Consider the following 21,016-nt stretch of genomic DNA (forward strand, 5'->3'; position numbering starts at 1 on the left):
CTTTCCGGCTCGACCTGCAGCCGGGCTGAGCCGCCGCTGGCCGAGGGCCTGCTGCCACGGTGACCGTCTTGCTACACACAGGGACAAACAACAGGTACACACGTAGGAGCGCACCTGGGCGCGAATGCCTTACCGATAAAGCCCCTCGCGCCCAGGTGCGCTCCTACAGAGGACGTGCCCTTCGCGCGGGGGACGGGCGACCCACGCCGTTATGACGGGTTCCCCGCGTCGCGGCACACGTCACGGCACTCAGGCAAACCGATCCGTCGCACGCACCAGCGCATCGACATTTTCCGGCTCGAACGCCGAATGCCCTGCAGCCGGGCTGATCTCCAGCTGCGCCTTCGGCCACACCTTGTGCAGATCCCAGGCGCTTTGCAGCGGGCAGACCACGTCGTAACGGCCGTGCACGATCACGCCGGGAATGTCGGCGATGCGGTGCGCGTCGCGCAGCAACTGGCCTTCCACCTCGAAGAAGCCCTGGTTGACGAAGTAGTGGTTCTCGATGCGGGCGAAGGCCAACGCAAAGTGCGCGTCCTCGTGCCCGGTAACGAAGTCCTCGTCCACATGCAGGAAGCTGGTGGCGCCTTCCCACACGCTCCAGGCCTTGGCGGCGGCCAGCCGCGTGGCCTCGTCGTCGCTGGTCAGGCGGCGATGGAAGGCAGCGATCAGGTCGCCACGTTCCTCGGTCGGAATCGCGTTGATGTAGTGCTCCCAGGCATCCGGGAACAGCCGGCTGGCACCTTCCTGGTAGAACCATTCCAGCTCGAAGCGGCGCAGCAGGAAGATGCCGCGCAGCACCAGCTCGGTGACCTGCTGCGGGTGGGTCTGTGCATAGGCCAGCGCCAGCGTCGAGCCCCAGCTGCCACCGAACACCTGCCAACGCTCGATGCCCAGGTGCGTGCGCAGGCGTTCGATGTCGGCCACCAGATCCCAGGTGGTGTTGTCGGTGAGATCGGCATGCGGGGTGGAACGGCCCGAACCGCGCTGGTCGAACAGCACGATGCGGTACTTGGCCGGGTCGTGGAAGCGCCGCATCTTGGCGTTGCAACCGCCACCCGGGCCGCCGTGCAGCAGGACCACCGGTTTGCCTTGCGGGTTGCCGCACTGTTCGAAATACAGCGTGTGGCGGTCGTCGACCTGCAGGCTGCCCTGCTCGTAGGGGGCGATCTCGGGATAGAGCGTGCGCATGCGTCGGTCCTGGGCGAAAGCGCTGATTGTATCGGCCCGCCGTGAGGGGCACCGCCCCTGGATCTGGCACGGTGCGCGATCGTGCACGCCACTGCGCGTGACGCTGCCTGGCCCAACGCACGGCAGCGGCCGGGCGCCTCACACTGCCACGCCCGGCTCCCAGCAGCCCAGGCTCACCCGATCGCGCTGTTCCAGATCCCGATGCGTGGCCACCCGAGCGAATCCATGCGTGCGCAGCAAGGCCGCCACCGCCTCACCCTGGTCCCAGCCATGCTCGAGCAGCAACCACCCGCCGCTGCGCAGGTGCGCCGGTGCATCGGCCACGATCTGGCGGATATCGTCCAGCCCATCGCTGCCGGAAGCCAGTGCGCTGGCCGGTTCGTGGCGCAGATCGCCCTGCGCCAGATGCGGGTCGCCGGCGGCGATATACGGAGGGTTGCTCGCGATCAGGTCGAAGCGCTCGCCCGCCAGCGGCACGAACCAGCTGCCGTGGCGGAACTGCACGTTCGATAGGCGATGACGATCGGCGTTGCGTCGGGCGACGGCCAGCGCGGCCGCACTGGCGTCGGTGGCGACCACCTGGGCCTGCGGGCGTTCGCTGGCAAGGGCCAGGGCGATCGCGCCACTGCCGGTGCCCAGGTCGGCCACCCGGCGGCCTGGGGCGTGGTCCAGCCGCTCCAGGGCCAGCTCCACCAGCGTTTCGGTATCGGCGCGCGGGATCAGCGTGGCCGGGGACACCTCCAGATCCAGCGTCCAGAAGCCACGCGAGCCGGTCAGGTAGGCCACCGGCTCGCCGGCCACACGCCGCTGCACCAGGGCTTCGAACGCGGTGGCGAGGGGCGCCGGCACCGGATCGCGGCCGTGCGCGAACAACCAGGCGCGGTCGCGGCCCAGGGCATGCAGCAGCAGCGGCTCGGCATCGCGGCGATCGATGCGTTGCGCTGCCCGGTGCAGCAATTGATCGGCAGCAAGACCGCCGGACACATCGCTCATACGATTCAGCCACTCGTGGGAAACCTCGGCGGACCATTATCCGGGACCGCTGCCCGCAGCGTTTCGGCAGATGCCGCCTACAAGGTCGATAGCCGAAGACTATCTATGCAATCCCATTAATCGATTTGAGGAATCTATCGATCCTGCCTACCATGGCGCCTGTTCCATCCCCCTCCCCCTTCATCGCACGAGGAAACTGAATGTCTCTCATCAACACCCAGGTCCAGCCGTTCAAGGCCAATGCGTACCACAATGGCAACTTCATCGAAGTCACCGAGGCCAGCCTGAAGGGCAAGTGGTCGGTGCTGATCTTCATGCCTGCCGCATTCACCTTCAACTGCCCGACCGAAGTGGAAGACGCCGCCGACAACTATGCCGCGTTCCAGAAGGCAGGCGCCGAGGTCTACATCGTCACCACCGATACGCATTTCTCGCACAAGGTATGGCACGAAACCTCCCCGGCCGTGGGCAAGGCACAGTTCCCGCTGATCGGCGACCCGACCCACAAGCTGACCCGCGCCTTCGGCGTGCACATTGAAGAAGAAGGCCTGGCGCTGCGCGGCACCTTCATCATCAATCCGGAAGGCGTCATCAAGACCCTGGAAATCCACGACAACTCCATCGCTCGCGACGTCACCGAGACGCTGCGCAAGCTGACCGCGGCGCAGTTCGTGGCCAACAATCCTGGCCAGGTCTGCCCGGCCAAGTGGAAGGAAGGCGCCAAGACCCTGGCTCCGTCGCTGGACCTGGTCGGCAAGATCTAAGCCGCCGCGCATCCCTGGCCCGGTATTCCGGGCCGGGGGTGAACCGGAGCCGGTGCCGGGCTGCCCGCCAGCCATCGCCAGCACGCCTCCCCACCGCGCGCCTGCTGCGGTTCACCCCTTCCTCCCCAGGCGAGCTGCGCAGGCGCAGCGGCGCCACGCCCTCCCCTTGCCCATTTCCAGGAGTTTTCCATGTTGGATGCCAATCTCAAGACCCAGCTGACCGCCTACCTGGAACGGGTGACCCGCCCGATCCAGATCCACGCCTCCATCGACGACAGCCCCGGCTCGCGCGACATGCTCGACCTGCTGGAAGACCTGGTGCTGCTGTCGGACAAGATCAGCCTGGAAGCGCACCGCGACGACAATCAACGCAAGCCGTCCTTCGCGCTGACCACGCCGGGCCAGGACATTTCGCTGCGCTTTGCCGGCCTGCCGATGGGCCACGAGTTCACCTCGCTGGTACTGGCGCTGCTGCAGGTGGGCGGCCACCCGTCCAAGGCCACCGCCGAGCTGATCGAACAGGTGCAGCAACTGGATGGCGACTACCGGTTCGAAACCTATTTTTCGCTGTCGTGCCAGAACTGCCCGGACGTGGTGCAGGCGCTGAACCTGGCCGCCGTGCTCAACCCGCGCATCCAGCACGTCGCCATCGATGGCGCGCTGTTCCAGGATGAAGTGGAAACTCGCCAGATCATGTCGGTGCCAACCGTGTACTTGAACGGCGAACTGTTCGACCAGGGCCGCATGACGCTGGAGCAGATCGTCGCCAAGCTCGATACCAACGCCGCCAAGCGCGATGCCACCAGAATCGCCGCCAAGCAGGCCTTCGACGTGCTGGTGATTGGCGGTGGCCCGGCCGGTGCTGCCGCAGCGGTGTATGCCGCACGCAAGGGCATCCGCACCGGCGTGGCGGCCGAACGTTTCGGTGGCCAGGTGCTGGACACCATGTCGATCGAGAACTTCATCTCGGTGCCGGAAACCGAAGGCCCGAAGATGGCCGCCGCGCTGGAACAGCATGTGCGCCAGTACGAGGTGGACATCATGAACCTGCAGCGTGCCGAGCAACTGGTGCCGGCCGGTGCCGATGGCCTGGTCGAGATCAAGCTGGCCAATGGCGCCTTGCTCAAGAGCAAGACGGTGATCCTGTCCACCGGTGCGCGCTGGAGGCAGATGAACGTGCCGGGCGAAGACCAGTACAGGAACAAGGGCGTGGCCTATTGCCCGCACTGCGATGGTCCGTTGTTCAAGGGCAAGCGCGTGGCGGTGATCGGCGGTGGCAATTCGGGCGTGGAAGCGGCGATCGACCTGGCCGGCATCGTGGCGCATGTCACGCTGGTGGAGTTCGACGACACGCTGCGCGCCGACGAAGTGCTGCAACGCAAGCTGCGCAGCCTGCACAACGTGCACATCATCACCAGCGCGCAGACCACCGAAGTGTTGGGCGACGGGCAGAAGGTCACCGGCCTGGTCTACACCGACCGGCTCGCTGGCAGTATCCAGCGCATCGCGTTGGAGGGCGTATTCGTGCAAATCGGCCTGCTGCCCAACACCGAGTTCCTGCGCGGCACGGTGGCCCTGTCGCCGCGTGGGGAGATCATCGTCGATGAGCGTGGTCAGACCAATGTACCGGGCGTGTTCGCCGCCGGCGATGCCACCACCGTGCCGTACAAGCAAATCGTGATCGCCATGGGCGAAGGCTCCAAGGCCGCCCTGAGTGCGTTCGATTACCTGATCCGCTCCAGCGTGCCGGTCAGCGCCCAAAACGTCGCGCAAGCCGCGTAAACGCAGCCACATCTGCCGCCCGGACACGAGCGGCGCTAAGCTGTCACCCGAGGTCAGTCCCCCCATCAACGCTACGAGGACGGCTGCATATGAATCTGCGCGACCTGAAGTATCTGGTTGCCCTGGCCGACCACAAACATTTCGGTCGTGCGGCCACGGCATGTTTCGTCAGCCAGCCCACCCTCTCCACCCAGATCAAGAAGCTCGAAGAGGAGCTCGGCATACCGTTGGTGGAGCGCGCCCCACGCAAGGTGATGCTCACCCCGGCCGGCCGCGAGGCCGCCATGCGCGCGCGCAGCATCGTCGCGGAAGTGGAACAGCTGAAGGAAGCGGCCCGGCGCAGCCAGGATCCGGAGGCGGGCACTGTGCGGCTGGGCATTTTCCCCACCCTGGCGCCGTATCTGTTGCCGCATGTGGTGCCACGCATCCGCGAGCGCTTCCCGCGCCTGGAGCTGTTGCTGATCGAAGAAAAGAGCGACCAGCTGGCGTATCAGCTACGCGAAGGCCGCCTGGATGCCGCACTGCTGGCACTGCCGCTGCAGGACGACCAACTGCATGCCGAATTCCTGTTCGAAGAGCCCTTCGTCCTGGCCGTGCCCGAAGGCCATCCGCTGGCGCGCCACGACAGCATGACGCTGGACGATCTGTCCGAACAACGCCTGTTGCTGCTGGAAGACGGCCACTGCCTGCGCGAGCAGGCACTGGATGTCTGCCACCTGGCCGGCGCGTTGGAAAAATCCGAATTCCAGGCCACCAGCCTGGAAACCCTGCGCCAGATGGTGGCCGCCAATGTCGGTGTGACCCTGCTGCCGCTGCTGGCGGTCAAGCCGCCGGTGGCACGCTCGGACAGCATCCGGCTGATCCGTTTCCGCGAGGACAAACAGCCCAGTCGCCGTATTGCCATGGCCTGGCGCCGCAGTTCGGCGATGACGACCTTCCTCGAGCAGCTGTCGCAACTGTTCAAGGAATTGCCGCAGACGCTGTTCACGCTGGACCAAGCCGCCACCGGACCCAAGGCGGTTGCGGCCTGAGGATTCGGGATTCGGGATTCGGGATAGCGCAGCACGGGTGCGGTTGTCTTGCGCCGTATTGATTGATGTCACAAACAAGGCGACGCGCACGCGTCGCCTTGCTGCATCTGTAGCGGACGCCGACGCTGCAGCAGCCTCACCGGCACGGTTCCTGCTGCGGGCAAAATGCCCTGCATTGCGATCGATGCAGCGCGCCCTCATCTTGCCGATGCCGCCTGCCATTCCGGCAAGCAGCATTCAACCCACCACTGCGGGCGACTTCCAGCGCGCGGCGCGTTAACGTAGCGCGCTGCGCCATCCCCGACCCGTTCCACGATTCGAGAGAACCCGCATGACTGCATCCCCCTCCAAGCTGGCCCAACTGCGCGACCTGTCCGTGGTGGTCGCCGACACCGGCGATTACGACGCCATCAAACGCCTGAAGCCGGTTGATTGCACCACCAATCCCACTCTGGTCAAGAAGGCGCTGGACCTGCCGGTCTACGCCGACCTGATCGAACGCGAACTGGCCTGGGGCCGCGAGCACGGCGGCGGCGACCGCGCCACCACCGTCCACGAGGTCGCCGACCGCTTGACCATCGGCGTGGGCGTCAAACTGGCCGAACTGGTCCCGGGGCGCGTGTCCACCGAGGTGGATGCCGATCTTGCCCACGACACCCAGGCCACCATCGCCAAGGCCCGCAGGTTCATTGCGATGTACGCCGAGCGTGGCGTGCCCAAGGACAAGATCCTCATCAAGATCGCCGCCACCTGGGAAGGCATCGAAGCCGCGCGCCAGCTGCAGATCGAAGGCATCGACTGCAATCTCACGCTGATCTTCAATCACTCGCAGGCGCTGGCCTGCGCCGAAGCCGGCGTCTTCCTGATCTCCCCGTTCGTGGGCCGCATCCTGGATTACTCCCTCGCCCAGGGCCAGACCCCGGCCAGCATCGACGAAGATCCGGGCGTGGTATTCGTGCGCACCGTGTACGACGCATTCAAGCGCCGTGGTTCGCCCACCGTGGTGATGGGCGCCTCGTTCCGCTCCACCGCGCAGATCGAAGCGCTGGCCGGTTGCGACCGCCTGACCATTTCTCCCGACCTACTGGAAAAGCTCGACGCCGAACACGGCGAGCTGCCGCGCAAGCTCTCGCCCGCACAAGCCGACAACGCGCAGATCACCCCGATCAACGCCGACAGCTTCGCCACCGACCTGGCCGCCGATGCGATGGCCACCGAAAAGTTGGCCGGCGGCATCGAGACCTTCGCCAAGGACCTGCAGGCCTTGCGCAAGACCATTGCCGACAAACTGGCCGGCTGACCGCCGCACGCAAGGCACAAGACCGACGCCCGCTGCCACTGGCCGCGGGCGTTTTTGTTGGTGAGCATGGCCTTGCTCAGCACGCGTGCGCGCAACAACCGCAGGCCGGTTCTGACCGGCTAGTTCTGACCGGCCAGGCACGCACACCGCGCGTTTATGCAATGCCGGGCTGCATCCTTGAACGCGCGCACACAGCGCCAGTTCTCCGTTGATCGACCGATCGGTCAAGCGCTCGGCCCACCGCCCAACGCAGACAAGACGGTCCACGCCATCCTGCCGTCGCACCCGGCGCTGCGTCTGCACACCGCGCTTACACCGCTGCCAAGCGCACTGCCTAGAATCCGGTTTCCTCAACTGGCTGGCAGACGATGGCAAACATTGCAGTGGTGATGGTCGATGGCGTGGCCGATTGGGAGATCGGCGTGGTACTGCCAGCGGCGCGCGAATGGTTCGGGGACCAGGTGGCCATCGCCAGTATCGACGGCCAACCGGTGCAGTCCATCGGCGGCCTGCGCATCGTCCCGGAATTCGCCCTCTCGGACCTGGCGCCGCTGGCAGCGGACCTGTGGATCCTGCCTGGCAGCGAGCGTTGGCAGGCCGGCGAGATCCCGGGTCTGAGCGGCTTGTTGGTCGAACGCGTGCAGCAGCAGCGACCGGTTGCTGCGATCTGCGGGGCGACCCTTGCGCTGGCCTACGCCGGCCTGCTCGACGACCGTGCGCATACCAGCAACTCGCTGGCGTTCCTGCAGGATCATGTGGTGCCGTACGCTGGCGCCAAGCAATTTCGTCATGAAAAAGTCGTCACTGCCGACGGTATCATCACCGCGCCGGGTACCAGCCCGGTCGGTTTTGCAGTGGCCTGCATGCGCCTGCTGCATCCCGAGCGCAGCGACACACTTGCACAGCTCCGTGGCATGTTTTGCGGCGAATTTGTCTGATCGCTTCCGCACCGGGCCGGCATCCGCGGCGCCTGGTGCACTGCGGATGCCAAAAAAATGGCCACGCCGTCTCCGGCGCAGCCATCCAAGTTGCCTGGCATGCACTCCCATGCGCTGCCTGTCGTGATGACGCTGCCGGTCGCTGACGGCCATCCGCACGCCGCCACGCGAACGTGGACAGCGTCTGGATCCGGCCTCGCCTTTCCGTCAGGCATCCAGCCCGATCGGGCAGCTCACTCCCGTTCCGCCAAGCCCGCAATAACCATTGGGGTGCTTGGCGAGGTATTGCTGGTGACCGTCTTCGGCGTAGTAGAACGTTGGCGCCGGGAAACGGATCTCCGTGGTGATCGCGCCATGGCCCGCCGCGTCCAGCTGCTGCTGGTACGCGTCGCGGCTGGCAAGCGCGGCGTCGTACTGGTCCTGCGTGGTGCAATAGATCGACGAGCGGTACTGCGTTCCGACATCGTTCCCCTGACGCATGCCCTGGGTGGGGTCATGGCTTTCCCAAAACGTGCGCAACAGCTGTGCGAACGACACCGACTGCGCGTCGTAGACTACCAGCACCGCCTCGGTGTGCCCCGTCTGTCCGGAACAGACTTCGTCATAGGTGGCATTCGGCGTTTCGCCGCCGGCATAACCCACTGCCGTGGTGTACACCCCTGGCACGTTCCAGAACTTGCGTTCTGCACCCCAGAAGCAACCCAGCCCGAATTGCACCTGTGCCAGCCCGGCGAATTCGCCGCGCAACGGATGTCCGTTGACCAGATGCGTGTTGTACAGCGGTAGCGCCTGATCGCGTCCTGGCAGTGCCTCGCCCGGACGGGGCATGCGTTGTTTGAAAGCGCCGATTCCCAGCATGGTGCAACTCCGCAATCGTGAGGATTGCCTGCTGGATGGCGCCGACCGGAGCGGCTTTCAAGCCTGCCCGGCCGGCGCGTACGGCCGCACCGCGTTACTTGGCCTTGACCGCTGCAGAGCGCGTATCGACTTCCGGCATCGCCGAGCTGTGGTGATTGATAATCAGCCACTTGCCGTCGCGCTTTTCGTAGACGAAGGTGTAGCGCGCCTGCACGTCGCTCTTCTTGCCGTCCTTGTCGGTCAGCGTGAAGGTGTATACGCCGGCGTCCACTGCACTGTCGTCATCGAGCAGGCGCACGGTGCGGTAGTTGACCACGCCCTTCGGCTTCTTGGTCAGAAACAGCTCGAAGTACTTCTCGATCTGCTCGCGCGAGGCGCGCACTTCGTTGGACACGGTCGGCAACAGCACGCCATCGGGCGCATACAGGTCGGCCACCTTGTGCGGGTTGCCGGTCGCCAGGGCGGCGTTCCAGGTATCGAACAGCGCGGCCACTTCGCGCTCCTCGCCGGCGGCCGGCAACTTGGCCTTGTCGCTGTAGTGCATCACACCGCCAGCCAGCGCCGGGGTGGCGGCCAGAGCCAGGACCAGGGAAGACAGAATGCGACGCATGGGGAAATCTCCAGGTGGTTGTTGTGAGGTGCCTCAGCAGGCGAGCCCAGTATCGAAATCAAGCGACCCCAACAATTCTGCCGATAGGCATATACTCAAATATGCTGATCGGCGTAGAGCGAACACATGGAAACCATGACCAATGCAGGCGATTGGCGCCTGGCCTTGCGCCGCGAGGCCTCCGACAGCGCGCGCTGGCAGGCGCTGTGGGAGGTGGCTGTGGCGCTGCGTCAGGCGCACACACCCGAACAGGCCTGCGACACGGTGCTTGCCCGTGTGCTGCTGCTGCTGGGCCTGGAGCACGGCGCGGTCCTGGCGCAGCGCGGGCCGCGCACGCTGCTCATGGCCAGCCGCGGACGCGCGCTGCCGCCCGGTGCCAGCGCGGCCGGCGACAGCCATGAAGCGGCCTGGCTGATGCCGCCGCGCCCGGCCGATATGCGCGAGGCCAGGGTACCGATTCAGGCGCTGGGCAGCAGCCACGGCATGCTGTGCGTGGCCTGGAACGACGGCCGCCCGGCGCCCGGCAACGACGACGTGCAGGCCTTGCAGGCGTTTGCGCTGTTGCTGCCGGCGATGGTGGGCGAGCCTGCCAAGCCTGTGGTCACGCGTCGGCGCAGGCCGCTGCAGGACGATCGCCTCAATGGGCTGAGCAAGCGCGAAAAACAGGTGCTGTCGCTGCTTCCGCGCGGACTCACCAATGCCAGCCTTGCAGCTGAACTGGGGATTTCTCCCGGCACGGTGAAGGTGCATGTGGAGCGCATCCTGCAGAAACTTGAGGTAAAAGATCGCACCCAGGCCGCGGTGTACGCGGTCCAGTCCGGACTTGCGCTATGAATGCATTGGCGGTGCGTTGGAACGATTGGCCGATCACCCGCAAGAGCCTGGCGGTGGTCACCTTGCCGCTGCTGTTGCTGGCGGTGGCGCTCATGGCGATCTACAGCGTGGAACGGCAGAACATCGCCGCCGAAAACGACGTTCGCCAGACCCTGGAGGTGCTGAGCGACCTGTACGAGGCGCACGCGCTGCTGGCCGAAACGGCAGCCGGCGTGCGCGGGTACCGGCTGGTGCGCCGCGATGAGTTCCTGACCCCGTACCGCGATGCCGAACCGCGCCTGCAAGGCGTGGCCGACCGGCTCTCCCAACGCATCACCGACCCGGCACAGGCGCAGCGTTTTGCCCGCATCAAACCGCTGTTCGCGGAGAAGATGCAGGGCTGGCGCCGCCTGCTGGCACCGGACCTGAGTCGCGAAGAGGAAATCCGCCAGCTGTGGGACGGCAAGTACAAGCTCGACATCCTGCGTGCGGAACTGCGCGAACTACGCAACTACGAAACCGCACAACTGCAGGTGCGCAGCGCCAAGGCGCAAGGCTTGCGGCAACGCAACCTCATCATCACCCTGAGCGCAGCGATGCTGGGCGGCCTGGGCGCGGTCTTCGCCGTGGCCTGGTTTGCCTCGGCGCTGTCCGGGCGCCTGCGCACCCTGGCCGCCAATGCCGACCGCCTGGGCGAAGGCCTGCCGCTGGCGGCGCAGCCGCGTGCCGGCGATGAGCTGGGGCAGGTCGGGCAGCGCCTGGCGCAGGCCAGCGAGCTGCTGGCCGCGCGCGCGGCCGAAGCGCAGCTGGCGCGACGCGAAGCCGAGACCGCCAACCACGCCAAGACCGAATTCCTTTCGCGCAGCAGCCATGAACTACGCACCCCGCTCAACGCCATTCTGGGCTATGCGCAGGTGCTGGAAATGGATCTGCCCGAACCCGGCCCACGACGCCATCTGCAGCACATCCTGGCCGCGGGCCGACACCTGCTGGGGCTGATTACCGAACTGCTGGACATCGCGCGCATCGAAGCCGACAAGCTGGATCTGAGCCCCGAGCCGATCGCGGTACGCGACGCCCTGCACGAGGCCCAGGGCCTGATCGCACCGGACGCCGATCGGTACGGCGTCAGCCTGCAGCCACCGCTCATCGATGGTCCGTGGACCGTCCGCGCCGATGTCCAGCGACTGCGCCAGGTGTTGCTCAACCTGTTGTCGAACGCGGTCAAGTTCAATCGCACCGGCGGCCGGGTACAGGTCACTGCCACGCTGGATGGCGACCAGGTTCGCATCACCGTGGCCGACCAGGGCGCGGGGCTGACGCCGGCGCAGATCGAGCGCCTGTTCACGCCATTCGAGCGGCTTGGCGCGGAGCGCTCGGCGGTGGAAGGCACCGGCCTGGGGCTGGCGCTGAGCAAGCGCCTGATCGAGGCGATGGGTGGGCTGATCGGCGTGGACAGCAGCCGCGACGGCGCACGCTTCTGGATCGCGCTGCCGCAGGGCGAACCGCAGCGCGACGAAGCGCCACGTACCCTGTTGCCGCCCAGCACCAGCGGCAGCGGCGTGTGCCGCTTGCTGAGCATCGAGGACAACCCCTCCAACCAGGCGCTGATCCGCACGCTCACCGAGCGCCGACCGCAGTGGCAACTGCTGGAAGCGGCCAGCCTGGCGCAGGCGCGCGACCTGTTGCAGCACGGCGTGCCGGACCTGATCCTGCTGGACCTGCACCTGAGCGACGGCAATGGCGAAGAACTGTTGCGCGAACTGCAGGCGCAGCCGGCCACAGCACAGGTGCCGGTGGTGGTCATCAGCGCCGATGCCACCAGTGCCACGCTGGCACGGGTGGGCAACCAGGGCGTGCATGCGTATCTGACCAAACCGCTGGACGTGGCGGAATTCTTCACTGTACTCGACAGGCTGCTCGCATGACGCGCGACGATATCCTCGGCTCCCGCATCCTCATCGTCGATGACGAACCGGCCAATGTGCGGCTGCTGGAAGACCTGCTGCAACGCGAAGGCTTCCAGCAGGTCATCGCCACCACCGACCCGCTGCGGGTGATGGGACTGGTGTCGGCCTTCGCGCCGGATCTGATCCTGCTGGATTTGAAGATGCCGGAGCTGGATGGCTATGCGCTGCTGGAACAGCTGGCGCGGCTGTCCGATCCGGGCCATTTCCTGCCGGTGATCGTGCTCACCGCCGACCCCAGCCGCAGCGCGCGGCATCGCGCCCTGGGCCTGGGTGCCAAGGACTTCCTGACCAAGCCGCTGGACACCTTCGAGGTCGCGCTGCGGGTGTGGAACGTGGCCGAAACCACCGTGCTGTTCAAGCGCCTGCGCGCACTGGCCGCGCCGGATGCCGTGCCACCGGGCTGGCGGCAATCCGGCTGATGCATGCACCCCACCAACGTAGGAGCGCACCTGGGCGCGACTGGCCTTCCCGATAACACCCCATCGCGCCCGGGTGCGCTCCTACGCTGGCGCGACAGCCGCCTACCCCTAACCGGTGCCACCGCCTAAACTTGCGGTCTACTTATTGCCGATGCCCCGCATGTCCGAGATTCCCGTCACCGACGCCACCGCCCCGGCGGAGAAGAAAGACTTCATCCGCCAGATCGTTCGCGAGGACCTGGCCAGCGGCAAGCACACGGTCATCCGCACGCGCTTCCCGCCCGAGCCCAATGGCTACCTGCACATCGGCCATGCCAAGGCGATCTGCCTGGACTTCGGCCTGGCGGCCGAATTCGGCGGGCTGTGCAATCTGCGCCTGGACGACACCAATCCGGCCAAGGAAGACCCCGAATTCGTAGTCGCCATCCAGGACGACGTGCGCTGGCTGGGCTTTGCGTGGGCGCAGCTGCGCCATGCCTCGGACTACTTCGAGGTGTATTACCTGGCCGCCGAAAAACTGATCCGCGACGGCCATGCCTTCGTCTGCGACCTCTCTGCCGAACAGGTACGCGAGTACCGTGGCACGCTCACCGAGCCGGGCCGCAACTCGCCGTACCGCGAGCGCAGCGTAAACGAAAACCTGGACCTGTTCCGGCGCATGCGCGCAGGCGAATTTCCCGATGGCGCACGCACCCTGCGCGCCAGGATCGACATGGCCAGCGGCAACATCAACCTGCGCGACCCGGCGCTGTACCGCATCAAGCATGTGGAGCACCAGAACACCGGCAACACCTGGCCGATCTACCCAATGTACGACTTCGCGCATTCGCTGGGCGATGCGGTAGAAGGCATCACCCACTCGTTGTGCACGCTGGAATTCGAAGACCATCGCCCGTTGTACGACTGGTGCGTGGACAAGGTGGACCTGGCCGGTCATCCGGAACTGCTGCAGCCGCTGCTGGACACGGGCTTGCCGCGCGAAGCGGCCAAGCCGCGTCAGATCGAGTTTTCGCGCCTCAACATCAACTACACGGTGATGAGCAAGCGCAAGCTCACCGCGCTGGTGGAAGAACAACTGGTGGACGGTTGGGACGACCCGCGCATGTACACGCTGCAGGGCCTGCGTCGGCGTGGCTACACACCGGCGGCAATGCGCCTGTTCGTGGACCGCGTGGGCATCAGCAAGCAGAATTCGATGATCGATTTCTCGGTGCTGGAAGGCTGCCTGCGCGAGGATCTGGACGCCGCCGCGCCACGCCGCATGGCCGTGATCGAGCCGCTCAAGCTGGTGCTGACCAACCTGCCCGACGGCCACACCGAGACGCTGCAGTTTTCCAATCATCCCAAGGACGAAAGCTTCGGCACGCGCGAGGTGCCGTTCGCGCGCGAGTTGTGGATCGAGCGCGAGGATTTTGCCGAAGTTCCGCCCAAGGGCTGGAAGCGGCTGGTGCCGGGTGGCGAGATCCGTCTGCGCGGGGCAGGCATTGCCCGCGTGGACGAGGTCATCAAGGACGCCGCTGGCGACATCGTCGAGCTGCGCGGCTGGATGGACCCGGAATCGCGCCCGGGCATGGAAGGTGCTAACCGCAAGGTCAAGGGCACCATCCACTGGGTTAGCGCCACGCATGCGGTAGAAGCGGAAATCCGCCTGTACGACCGCCTGTTTTCGGTGGAAAAGCCCGACGACGAATCCGAGGGCAAGACCTACCGCGACCATCTCAACCCCGAGTCCAAGCGCAGCGTGCGCGGCTATGTGGAGCCCTCTGCCGCGCAGGCAACGCCGGAGCAGGCGTTCCAGTTCGAGCGCACCGGTTATTTCGTCGCCGATCGCCGCGACCACGGCGCGGCAACGCCGGTCTTCAACCGCAGCGTGACCTTGCGCGACACCTGGACCACCCCGCGCCAGCCGTAAGAGTGCACCCGGGCGCGATGGGGCATTCCCGGGAAAGCCTGTCGCGCCCAGGTGCGCTCCTACAACGGTGATGCTGCGGGTCTGCGTGCGCGGCATCGGCTTGTGCAGTCACTGTCAGGCTCAAGCGAGCGCCGCGTCACCCGTAGGAGCGAACCCGGGCGCGACGGGGCATTCCCGGGAAAGCCTGTCGCGCGCGGGGTGCGCTCCTACGGCGCTGGCGCACGGCGATACCTTGCTCATCCAGCTGCCGCACTGCACGCTGCGGGGCATGACATGCACGGAGACGCACGATGCGTGAACGTTTGACGATGGGCGTCGCCTGCGGTATTGGCGCAGGTGCGCTGTGGGGACTGGTGTTCCTGGCCCCACAACTCTTGTCAGCGTTCACGCCGATGCAGCTGGCAGTGGCGCGCTATTTGTCCTATGGCGTGGTGGCCGCGCTGGTGCTGGCACCACGGGCACGCCTCACCGCCGCCCGCCTGGGTCGCGCCGAGTGGTGGGCGCTGGTGCGCCTGAGCCTGATGGGCAATCTGATCTACTACGTACTGCTGGGCAGCGCCGTGCAGTGGGCCGGCAGTGCAGCCACCGCACTGATTATCGGCCTGTTGCCGGTGGTGGTGACCGTCATCGGTACCCGCGCGGCGGGCGCGGTACAGCTGCAGCGGCTCGCCGCGCCGTGCGCACTGTGCGTCATCGGCGTGGCATTGGTCGCGCTGGACACCGTGCAGGACGACTCCGGGCAGCAGGCAGGCGATCGTCTCACCCGCGTCGCGGGCTTGCTGTGCGCGGCGGGTGCGTTGGCGTCGTGGTCGGCCTATTCCATCGTCAATGCGCGCTGGCTACGACGCTGCCCCGATCTGTCCGGCGGTGACTGGTCGCTGTTGACCGGCGTGGTGACCGGCGCACTGGCCGCATTGCTGGCACCTGCAGCGTTGATCGGCAGTACCTGGCACGCGCCGATCGACTGGGCCGGCTTCTGGGGTGTTTCGCTGCTGCTGGGCATCCTGGCCTCGGTCATCGGCAATGCACTGTGGAACCGCGCGAGCCGCGTGCTGCCGCTGACCTTGGTGGGGCAGATGATCGTCTTTGAGACGGTATTCGCACTGATCTACGGATTCGCCTGGGAAATGCGCCTGCCCACGCCATTGGAGCTGGCGGCCATGGCCTGCCTGCTCATCGGCGTGCTGTGGTGCACTGCGCTGCATACAAAGGCGAACTGACGGCAGCGGTTGGCCGCAGCCTGGCCATCAAGGCTTACCATGCCCCCTCACCTGCCGTGATCGGAGCAACCACATGACCCGCGCCTTGTCCTGGTATCTGAGCATTCTGCTGTTGCTGTCTTCGTCCCTCCTGGTCGGCTGTGTCGCCGCAACGCCGGGCGCGCCGACGCCACCGCCTGCATCCGCCCCGACCCCGCTGACCGTGGTCACCGCCTGCAAGGTCGATGCGGATTGCACGGTGAAGAACGTGGGCAACTGTTGCGGTGCCTATCCGGCCTGCGTCAACGTCAACAGCCCAACCGACCCGAAAGCCGTGATGGCACAGTGCCAGTCCAGCGGCATGATGAGCGTGTGCGGCTCTCGCGAGATCAGCGCCTGCCAGTGCGTGTCCGGCCAATGCGCTGCGCAGTAGACCCCGTATCGTCGGGCGACCCTGCGCGGTAGTCGCGCAGGCGCTGCGCCGGCACGCCGAAGACCATCGGTGCCAGCGGCACCCGGATCCGGCGGCGACAGCGTTTTGCGCGCCGCGTCCGGGTCGATACACTGCGCCGCTTGGTTTCTTCTCCGCTACCGGTCGTCCAGTGATGCTCTACGCGCAAGTCCACCTCACCCTGCCCGCCTGGATCCATGACTTCGTGGATGCCAGCCGCGCCTATCCCGGCGACGACGACAAGGTGGCGCTGGCCATCGCGCTGTCGCGGATGAATGTGGAAGCCCGCACCGGCGGCCCGTTCGGCGCGGTGGTGTTCGGGCCGGATCATCACATCATTGCTGCGGCGGTGAACCGGGTGGTGCCGCAGACCACCTCGCTGGCGCATGCCGAGAACATGGCCTACATGCTGGCGCAGCAGCGCCTGCAGACGCCGCGCCTGAACGACGTGCTGGCGCCGATCACCCTGGCCACCTCCGCGCAACCGTGCTGCCAATGCTATGGCGCCACGGTGTGGGCCGGCATCGACCGGCTGCTGATCGGTGCCCGCGCCGAAGACGTAATGGCGCTGACCGAATTCGACGAAGGTCCACTGCCCGCCGACTGGGTGGGCGAACTGACCCGCCGTGGCATCGAGGTGGTGCGCGATGTACAGCGCGAACAGGCCTGTGCGGTCCTGCGCAGCTACGGCGAGGGCGGCGGTGACCATTACTGACCGCGCTGTTCGGGCGCCGCGATGAGCGGGTTGCTCTGCTATTGCCGCCAGGGCTTCGAGCCTGAATTGGCGGCGGAACTGAGCGCGCGCGCGGCCTTCGTCGGCATTGCCGGCTATGCACGTACGCAACGTAACGATGGCTACGTGCTGTTCGTCTGCGACGAGGCCGCAGCACTGGCCGCCAGGCTGCAGTGGCGCGAGCTGATCTTTGCGCGCCAGAAGCTGGTCGTGCTTGCCGAACTCAAGGGCATCGATCCGAAGGACCGCATCACGCCGATCCTGGCCGCGCTGGACGGGCAACCGCGCTTTGGCGACCTGTGGGTGGAACACCCGGATTCGGATGCCGGCAAACCGCTGGCGGGGCTGGCGCGCAGCTTCGGCAACGCGCTGCGCCCAGCACTGCGCAAGGCCGGCCTGTTGACCGACAAGCCGCACGCGCGCCTGCCGCGCCTGCATGTGTGTTTTCTCGATGGCGACCACGCGCTGCTGGCAGTGGCCGATGCCGACGACAGTGCGCCGTGGCCACTGGGGATTCCCCGCCTGAAACTGCTGCCCGAAGCGCCGTCGCGCTCGGCGCTCAAGCTCGACGAAGCGCTGCTGACCCTGCTCACTCACGAAGAACGCGAGCGCCTGGTCAAACCCGGCATGCGTGCCGCCGATCTGGGCGCTGCCCCCGGCGGCTGGACCTGGGTGCTGACGCGCCAGCATGTGCACGTCACCAGCGTGGACAACGGCCCGTTGCGCGAGCATGTGCTGGCCACCGGGCTGGTCGAACACCTGCGCGCGGACGGCTTTCACTGGAAACCGGCGCAATCGCTGGACTGGATGGTCTGCGACATGGTGGAGCAACCGCGCCGCGTTGCCGAGCGCATGGCCACCTGGGTGCGCGAAGGCTGGTGCCGCCACACCATCTTCAACCTCAAGCTGCCGATGAAAAAACGCTGGGAAGAAACGCGTCTGTGCCTGGACCTGTTCGAGCAGCAGGCGGAGAAAGCGCTGACCGTGCGAGCCAAGCAGCTGTATCACGACCGGGAAGAGATCACGGTGCTGGCGATGCGGGAGTGAGGCTGGAATCGGGAATCGGGAATCGGGAATCGTAAAAGCGGTTGGTCGGCTCCCCGCTTTCCATTGAGAGCCGACCGATGCGTTCAAGGCGGTTCCAACGGCCCGATGAGGGCCGGAACCGGCTCGTTTACGTTTACAGCACGATGCGTTTGCTGCCCTCGCGTGCGGAGCGGTAGATCGCATCGACAATGCGGATGTCGCGCAGGCCTTCTTCGCCGGGCGCGCGCAAGGGCGTGCCGTTGATGATGGCCAACGCGTCCTCGTCCATCTGCAGCGCTTGCTGGTGCGGCACCTTGGCATCGAGCACGCGGCCATCGCTGGCCTTGCCGGTCACGCCCTGGTAGCTCTGGAACGGCGACAGTTCGTACCAACCGCGCTCGCACTCGGCGCGCAGCACATTCATGCTGGCACCGAAGCTGGTCTTGCACTGCGCCCGCACGGCGTTGGGGAACTCCAGCGTGAAGTCCATATGCTCGTCCACCTCGTCAAACAGCTCGGGGCGGTCGGTCCAACGCTTGGCGGTTACCGCCAGCGGTTCGGCACCCACGGTGTAGCGCGCGGCGTTGAGCGGATACACGCCCATGTCGTACATCGCGCCGCCACCGAACTGCGAGCGCAGGCGCCAAGGGCGGTCGGCCTTGGCCGTGCCGCGGTAGCCGTTGTAGCCGGCCTCGGCACGCACGCGCTGCATTGCACCGAAGGGCTTTTCGCCGGCCATTGCGATCAACCGGCGCGTATTGGGTTCGTGCTGCATGCGGTAGCCGATCGTCAGCGCGACCTTGTTGCGCTTGCAGGCCGCGATCATCGCCTCGCATTCGCCCGCGTGCATGGCCATCGGCTTTTCGCACCACACATGCTTGCCGGCCGCCGCCGCACGCAACGTCAGTGGCGCATGCAGATGGGTCGGGGTGACGATATACACCACATCGATGTCGTCGTTATCGGCGATGCGGTCGAAGTTCTCGTAGGTGTAGACGTTGCGATCGGCAATGCCGTACCTGGATTGCCACTGCGGAATCTTCGATGGCGTGCCGGTCACGATGCCCGCCAGCTTGCAATGCTTGGTCAAGGCCAGGCCCGGGGCGAGTTGTTCGCTGGCATAACCGCCCAGGCCGGCCAGTGCGACATTGAGCGGTTTTCCAGGCTTCTTCTTCGGCAGCGCCCACGCTGGCGCGCCGAGCAGGATGCCGGCACCGCCGAAGGCGGCAAGCAGGCGGCGACGCGTCAAGGATTCCACGGACATGCAAACCTCCTTCAAGAAAAGTGAAAGCAAGCCCTACCCGGCCGCGGATGATCCATGCTGCCTCTGGTAGCGATGCATCCATGGCCTGCAGACCGCGGGCATGGACACCTCGCCACCCGGCATCCGCGCCATCGCGCGCGTTGCCAAACCAGGACTGCCTGCGCACCTTACTGGATCGTGCGTGATTGCGGCCATGCATGCATCTGCCCGCGTATCGCCCTGCAACCGGACCGAACCGCATCTGCGAAGGCGTGTGTGACACGGCAAGGTTCCGGCACAGTGAAACGCCGCAGTTGAAACGTCCAGTCGGCAGCGCGCCGGACACGACACCGGATGCTGAAACTGCTGTACACATCGCATCGTGTCTCAGCTCGCGCAACCGCCTGCTGGCATCCTGCAGGTCACTCGTGGAGAAGGTCCCATGCAACCGATCGAACTCAAGGACGCAGCCGCCTTCGGCAGCGAATTCCTGCGCCTGACCCTATTGCAGGGGTTTCAGTCGCTGACCAAACGCGACCTGGAATTGCTGATTTTCGTGCTGCTGGAGCGCGATGGCGCCGTTTCGCGCAACAGCTCCAATGCAGCAGTGGCGCTGCAGTTGCGGGTCACTCCGGCCAAGGTGAGGGCCTTGCGCCGCGACGGCTACGCACGCTGGCGTGCATTGGTTCCCGAGGAAGGCGATGCGGCGATGCAGCGCATCGTGGCCAATGTCTTGACCGAGGACAACCTGCGTTCCGGCGCCAAGCACGTCAGCGAACGCAGCCGCAAGGAAGGCTTTCTGGCCGTGCGCATCGAACACCCCGATGACGCACAGCAGTTCGAGCAGGCCATCGTCGAGGTCGGCGCGCTGCCGGTGTACGAGCGCAACCGGGAGGTGGTCGCGGTGCGCTTCGACACCCTGCTCAGGATCGCCGAGCGCTGGGGCTATCTGCAGCCCGATCCGCAGGCCACCATGCGCGCGTTGCACAAGCTCACGCCCACTGCCGAGGAAGTGTCGGACCTGCTGAAGAAGGACATTGCACAACTGCGCTGGGAGGACGTGCGGCGAGCCCTCAACAGCCTGGGCGCCAAGGCCGTGGCCAGTACCGCCGAAGGCGGCTTAAAAGGCCTGCTGAAGATCGCGTTCCCCTTCATTCCCGGATAGCCGCCATGGAGACAGGCCGCCACTGGCCGTGCACTGCACCGTCGCAACCGCTGCGCACCGGCAACGGTCATGCCCTCAAGCGTGCGGCCCGTTCTATGCTTGCCGGCTATTCACCATCAGGGGGATCTGATGACCACCATCCGCACTACCACCTTCGCCGCCCTGCTGCTTGTGTGCGGGCCCGCCGCCGCACAGCAGTCGTCTGCGCCCACGCCGGCCAGCAGCATGCCGCTGATCGAGGTCCCCAGCGCCATCCGGACCCAACCGTTGGCCAGTGGCCAGATCACCCACCAGACCCAGCTGGAACGCCCACGGGGGGAGTCCAGCGTGATCGTGCGATCGATCCAACCCGATAGCGTGGTCGGCAGCCGCTATCGGATCGACTTCCAGGCACTGGACATCGACGCAGACGGCCGTATCAGCCGTGCCGAAGCCCAGGCCAACCCGGCCCTGGCCGACGAATTCGACGCGCTCGACCTGCACCACAGCGGGTTTCTCACCCGCGAACAGTTGGCCGGGTGGCTGGTGCAGTAAACGCCATCCTGCGCGGCAGACACCCTGCGCAAACGTGAACCGGGCCGTGGCGTGCGCCGGAAAACACCGCTTGCAGTGTCCCAG

General features: G+C 66.2%; 20 protein-coding genes. 15 read left to right on the forward strand and 5 right to left on the reverse strand.

The annotated features are described in order from the left end of the window. Positions 1 to 249: 249 nt before the first annotated feature. Together pip and prmC are read right to left on the reverse strand one after the other, a co-directional pair. Positions 250 to 1,191, reverse strand: coding sequence for a prolyl aminopeptidase (gene pip / locus XcuCFBP2542_RS05700; protein ID WP_104602648.1), 942 nt, complete (start codon positions 1,189 to 1,191; stop codon positions 250 to 252). Positions 1,192 to 1,329: 138 nt separating this feature from the next. Then, a complete protein-coding gene (gene prmC / locus XcuCFBP2542_RS05705) occupies positions 1,330 to 2,184 on the reverse strand; it encodes a peptide chain release factor N(5)-glutamine methyltransferase (RefSeq protein ID WP_104602649.1) in 855 nt (284 codons plus the stop codon). Positions 2,185 to 2,384: 200 nt separating this feature from the next. Here prmC and ahpC point away from each other — a divergent pair, with 200 nt between their 5' ends. The 5 genes from ahpC (at position 2,385) to XcuCFBP2542_RS05730 (ending at position 7,999) form a co-directional block, all read left to right on the forward strand. Continuing rightward, entirely contained in the window at positions 2,385 to 2,948 is a 564-nt protein-coding gene (gene ahpC / locus XcuCFBP2542_RS05710; RefSeq protein ID WP_003488826.1) for an alkyl hydroperoxide reductase subunit C, read from the forward strand. Positions 2,949 to 3,137: 189 nt separating this feature from the next. Further along, complete coding sequence (gene ahpF / locus XcuCFBP2542_RS05715) at positions 3,138 to 4,730, forward strand: alkyl hydroperoxide reductase subunit F (protein WP_104602650.1); 1,593 nt, start codon at positions 3,138 to 3,140, stop codon at positions 4,728 to 4,730. An 89-nt stretch (positions 4,731 to 4,819) separates the two neighbouring features. Beyond that, positions 4,820 to 5,761 (forward strand): LysR substrate-binding domain-containing protein, encoded by a 942-nt coding sequence (locus XcuCFBP2542_RS05720; RefSeq protein ID WP_104602651.1) that lies wholly within the window; start codon positions 4,820 to 4,822, stop codon positions 5,759 to 5,761. 331 nt (positions 5,762 to 6,092) lie between these two features. Continuing rightward, positions 6,093 to 7,061 (forward strand): transaldolase, encoded by a 969-nt coding sequence (locus XcuCFBP2542_RS05725; protein WP_104602652.1) that lies wholly within the window; start codon positions 6,093 to 6,095, stop codon positions 7,059 to 7,061. A 368-nt stretch (positions 7,062 to 7,429) separates the two neighbouring features. Continuing rightward, the gene (locus XcuCFBP2542_RS05730; RefSeq protein WP_104602653.1) at positions 7,430 to 7,999 is read left to right on the forward strand and encodes a type 1 glutamine amidotransferase family protein; all 570 of its coding nucleotides are present in this window, start codon (positions 7,430 to 7,432) and stop codon (positions 7,997 to 7,999) included. A gap of 207 nt (positions 8,000 to 8,206) precedes the next feature. On the opposite strand, the gene msrA is transcribed toward XcuCFBP2542_RS05730, so the two are convergent. Continuing rightward, positions 8,207 to 8,857, reverse strand: a complete 651-nt coding sequence (msrA, locus tag XcuCFBP2542_RS05735; protein ID WP_104602654.1) for a peptide-methionine (S)-S-oxide reductase MsrA — start codon at positions 8,855 to 8,857, stop codon at positions 8,207 to 8,209. Between the two features lie 94 nt (positions 8,858 to 8,951). Further along, positions 8,952 to 9,467, reverse strand: a complete 516-nt coding sequence (locus XcuCFBP2542_RS05740) for an SgcJ/EcaC family oxidoreductase (protein WP_104602655.1) — start codon at positions 9,465 to 9,467, stop codon at positions 8,952 to 8,954. 126 nt (positions 9,468 to 9,593) lie between these two features. On the opposite strand from XcuCFBP2542_RS05740, the gene XcuCFBP2542_RS05745 reads away from it, so the two are divergent. The 8 genes from XcuCFBP2542_RS05745 (at position 9,594) to rlmM (ending at position 18,011) form a co-directional block, all read left to right on the forward strand. Further along, complete coding sequence (locus XcuCFBP2542_RS05745) at positions 9,594 to 10,301, forward strand: helix-turn-helix transcriptional regulator (RefSeq protein ID WP_104602656.1); 708 nt, start codon at positions 9,594 to 9,596, stop codon at positions 10,299 to 10,301. After that, the gene (locus tag XcuCFBP2542_RS05750; protein ID WP_104602657.1) at positions 10,298 to 12,208 is read left to right on the forward strand and encodes a hybrid sensor histidine kinase/response regulator; all 1,911 of its coding nucleotides are present in this window, start codon (positions 10,298 to 10,300) and stop codon (positions 12,206 to 12,208) included. The genes XcuCFBP2542_RS05745 and XcuCFBP2542_RS05750 overlap by 4 nt, the downstream gene beginning before the upstream one ends. Beyond that, positions 12,205 to 12,669, forward strand: coding sequence for a response regulator (locus XcuCFBP2542_RS05755; RefSeq protein ID WP_104602658.1), 465 nt, complete (start codon positions 12,205 to 12,207; stop codon positions 12,667 to 12,669). Before XcuCFBP2542_RS05750 ends, XcuCFBP2542_RS05755 begins: the two co-directional genes overlap by 4 nt. 160 nt (positions 12,670 to 12,829) lie before the next feature. Then, complete coding sequence (locus XcuCFBP2542_RS05760; protein WP_104602659.1) at positions 12,830 to 14,581, forward strand: glutamine--tRNA ligase/YqeY domain fusion protein; 1,752 nt, start codon at positions 12,830 to 12,832, stop codon at positions 14,579 to 14,581. 290 nt (positions 14,582 to 14,871) lie between these two features. Further along, positions 14,872 to 15,801 (forward strand): DMT family transporter, encoded by a 930-nt coding sequence (locus XcuCFBP2542_RS05765; RefSeq protein ID WP_104602660.1) that lies wholly within the window; start codon positions 14,872 to 14,874, stop codon positions 15,799 to 15,801. Between the two features lie 73 nt (positions 15,802 to 15,874). Further along, positions 15,875 to 16,213, forward strand: coding sequence for a hypothetical protein (locus XcuCFBP2542_RS05770; RefSeq protein WP_104602661.1), 339 nt, complete (start codon positions 15,875 to 15,877; stop codon positions 16,211 to 16,213). A gap of 172 nt (positions 16,214 to 16,385) precedes the next feature. Further along, positions 16,386 to 16,946 carry a nucleoside deaminase gene (locus XcuCFBP2542_RS05775; protein ID WP_104602662.1) on the forward strand — a complete coding sequence of 187 codons (561 nt, stop codon included), beginning with the start codon at positions 16,386 to 16,388 and terminating at the stop codon, positions 16,944 to 16,946. Positions 16,947 to 16,967: 21 nt separating this feature from the next. After that, entirely contained in the window at positions 16,968 to 18,011 is a 1,044-nt protein-coding gene (rlmM, locus tag XcuCFBP2542_RS05780) for a 23S rRNA (cytidine(2498)-2'-O)-methyltransferase RlmM (RefSeq protein WP_104602663.1), read from the forward strand. A gap of 133 nt (positions 18,012 to 18,144) precedes the next feature. Here the strand turns inward: rlmM and XcuCFBP2542_RS05785 are convergent, their stop codons facing one another. Continuing rightward, positions 18,145 to 19,254 (reverse strand): Gfo/Idh/MocA family protein, encoded by a 1,110-nt coding sequence (locus tag XcuCFBP2542_RS05785; RefSeq protein ID WP_104602664.1) that lies wholly within the window; start codon positions 19,252 to 19,254, stop codon positions 18,145 to 18,147. 421 nt (positions 19,255 to 19,675) lie between these two features. On the opposite strand from XcuCFBP2542_RS05785, the gene XcuCFBP2542_RS05790 reads away from it, so the two are divergent. Continuing rightward, positions 19,676 to 20,398: a hypothetical protein gene (locus XcuCFBP2542_RS05790; protein ID WP_104602665.1), complete on the forward strand. Its 723-nt coding sequence runs from the start codon at positions 19,676 to 19,678 to the stop codon at positions 20,396 to 20,398. A gap of 129 nt (positions 20,399 to 20,527) precedes the next feature. After that, positions 20,528 to 20,932 carry an EF-hand domain-containing protein gene (locus XcuCFBP2542_RS05795; RefSeq protein WP_167526821.1) on the forward strand — a complete coding sequence of 135 codons (405 nt, stop codon included), beginning with the start codon at positions 20,528 to 20,530 and terminating at the stop codon, positions 20,930 to 20,932. Positions 20,933 to 21,016: the final 84 nt, after the last annotated feature.

Source organism: Xanthomonas cucurbitae, assembly GCF_002939885.1.
GTDB classification, from domain to species: domain Bacteria; phylum Pseudomonadota; class Gammaproteobacteria; order Xanthomonadales; family Xanthomonadaceae; genus Xanthomonas; species Xanthomonas cucurbitae.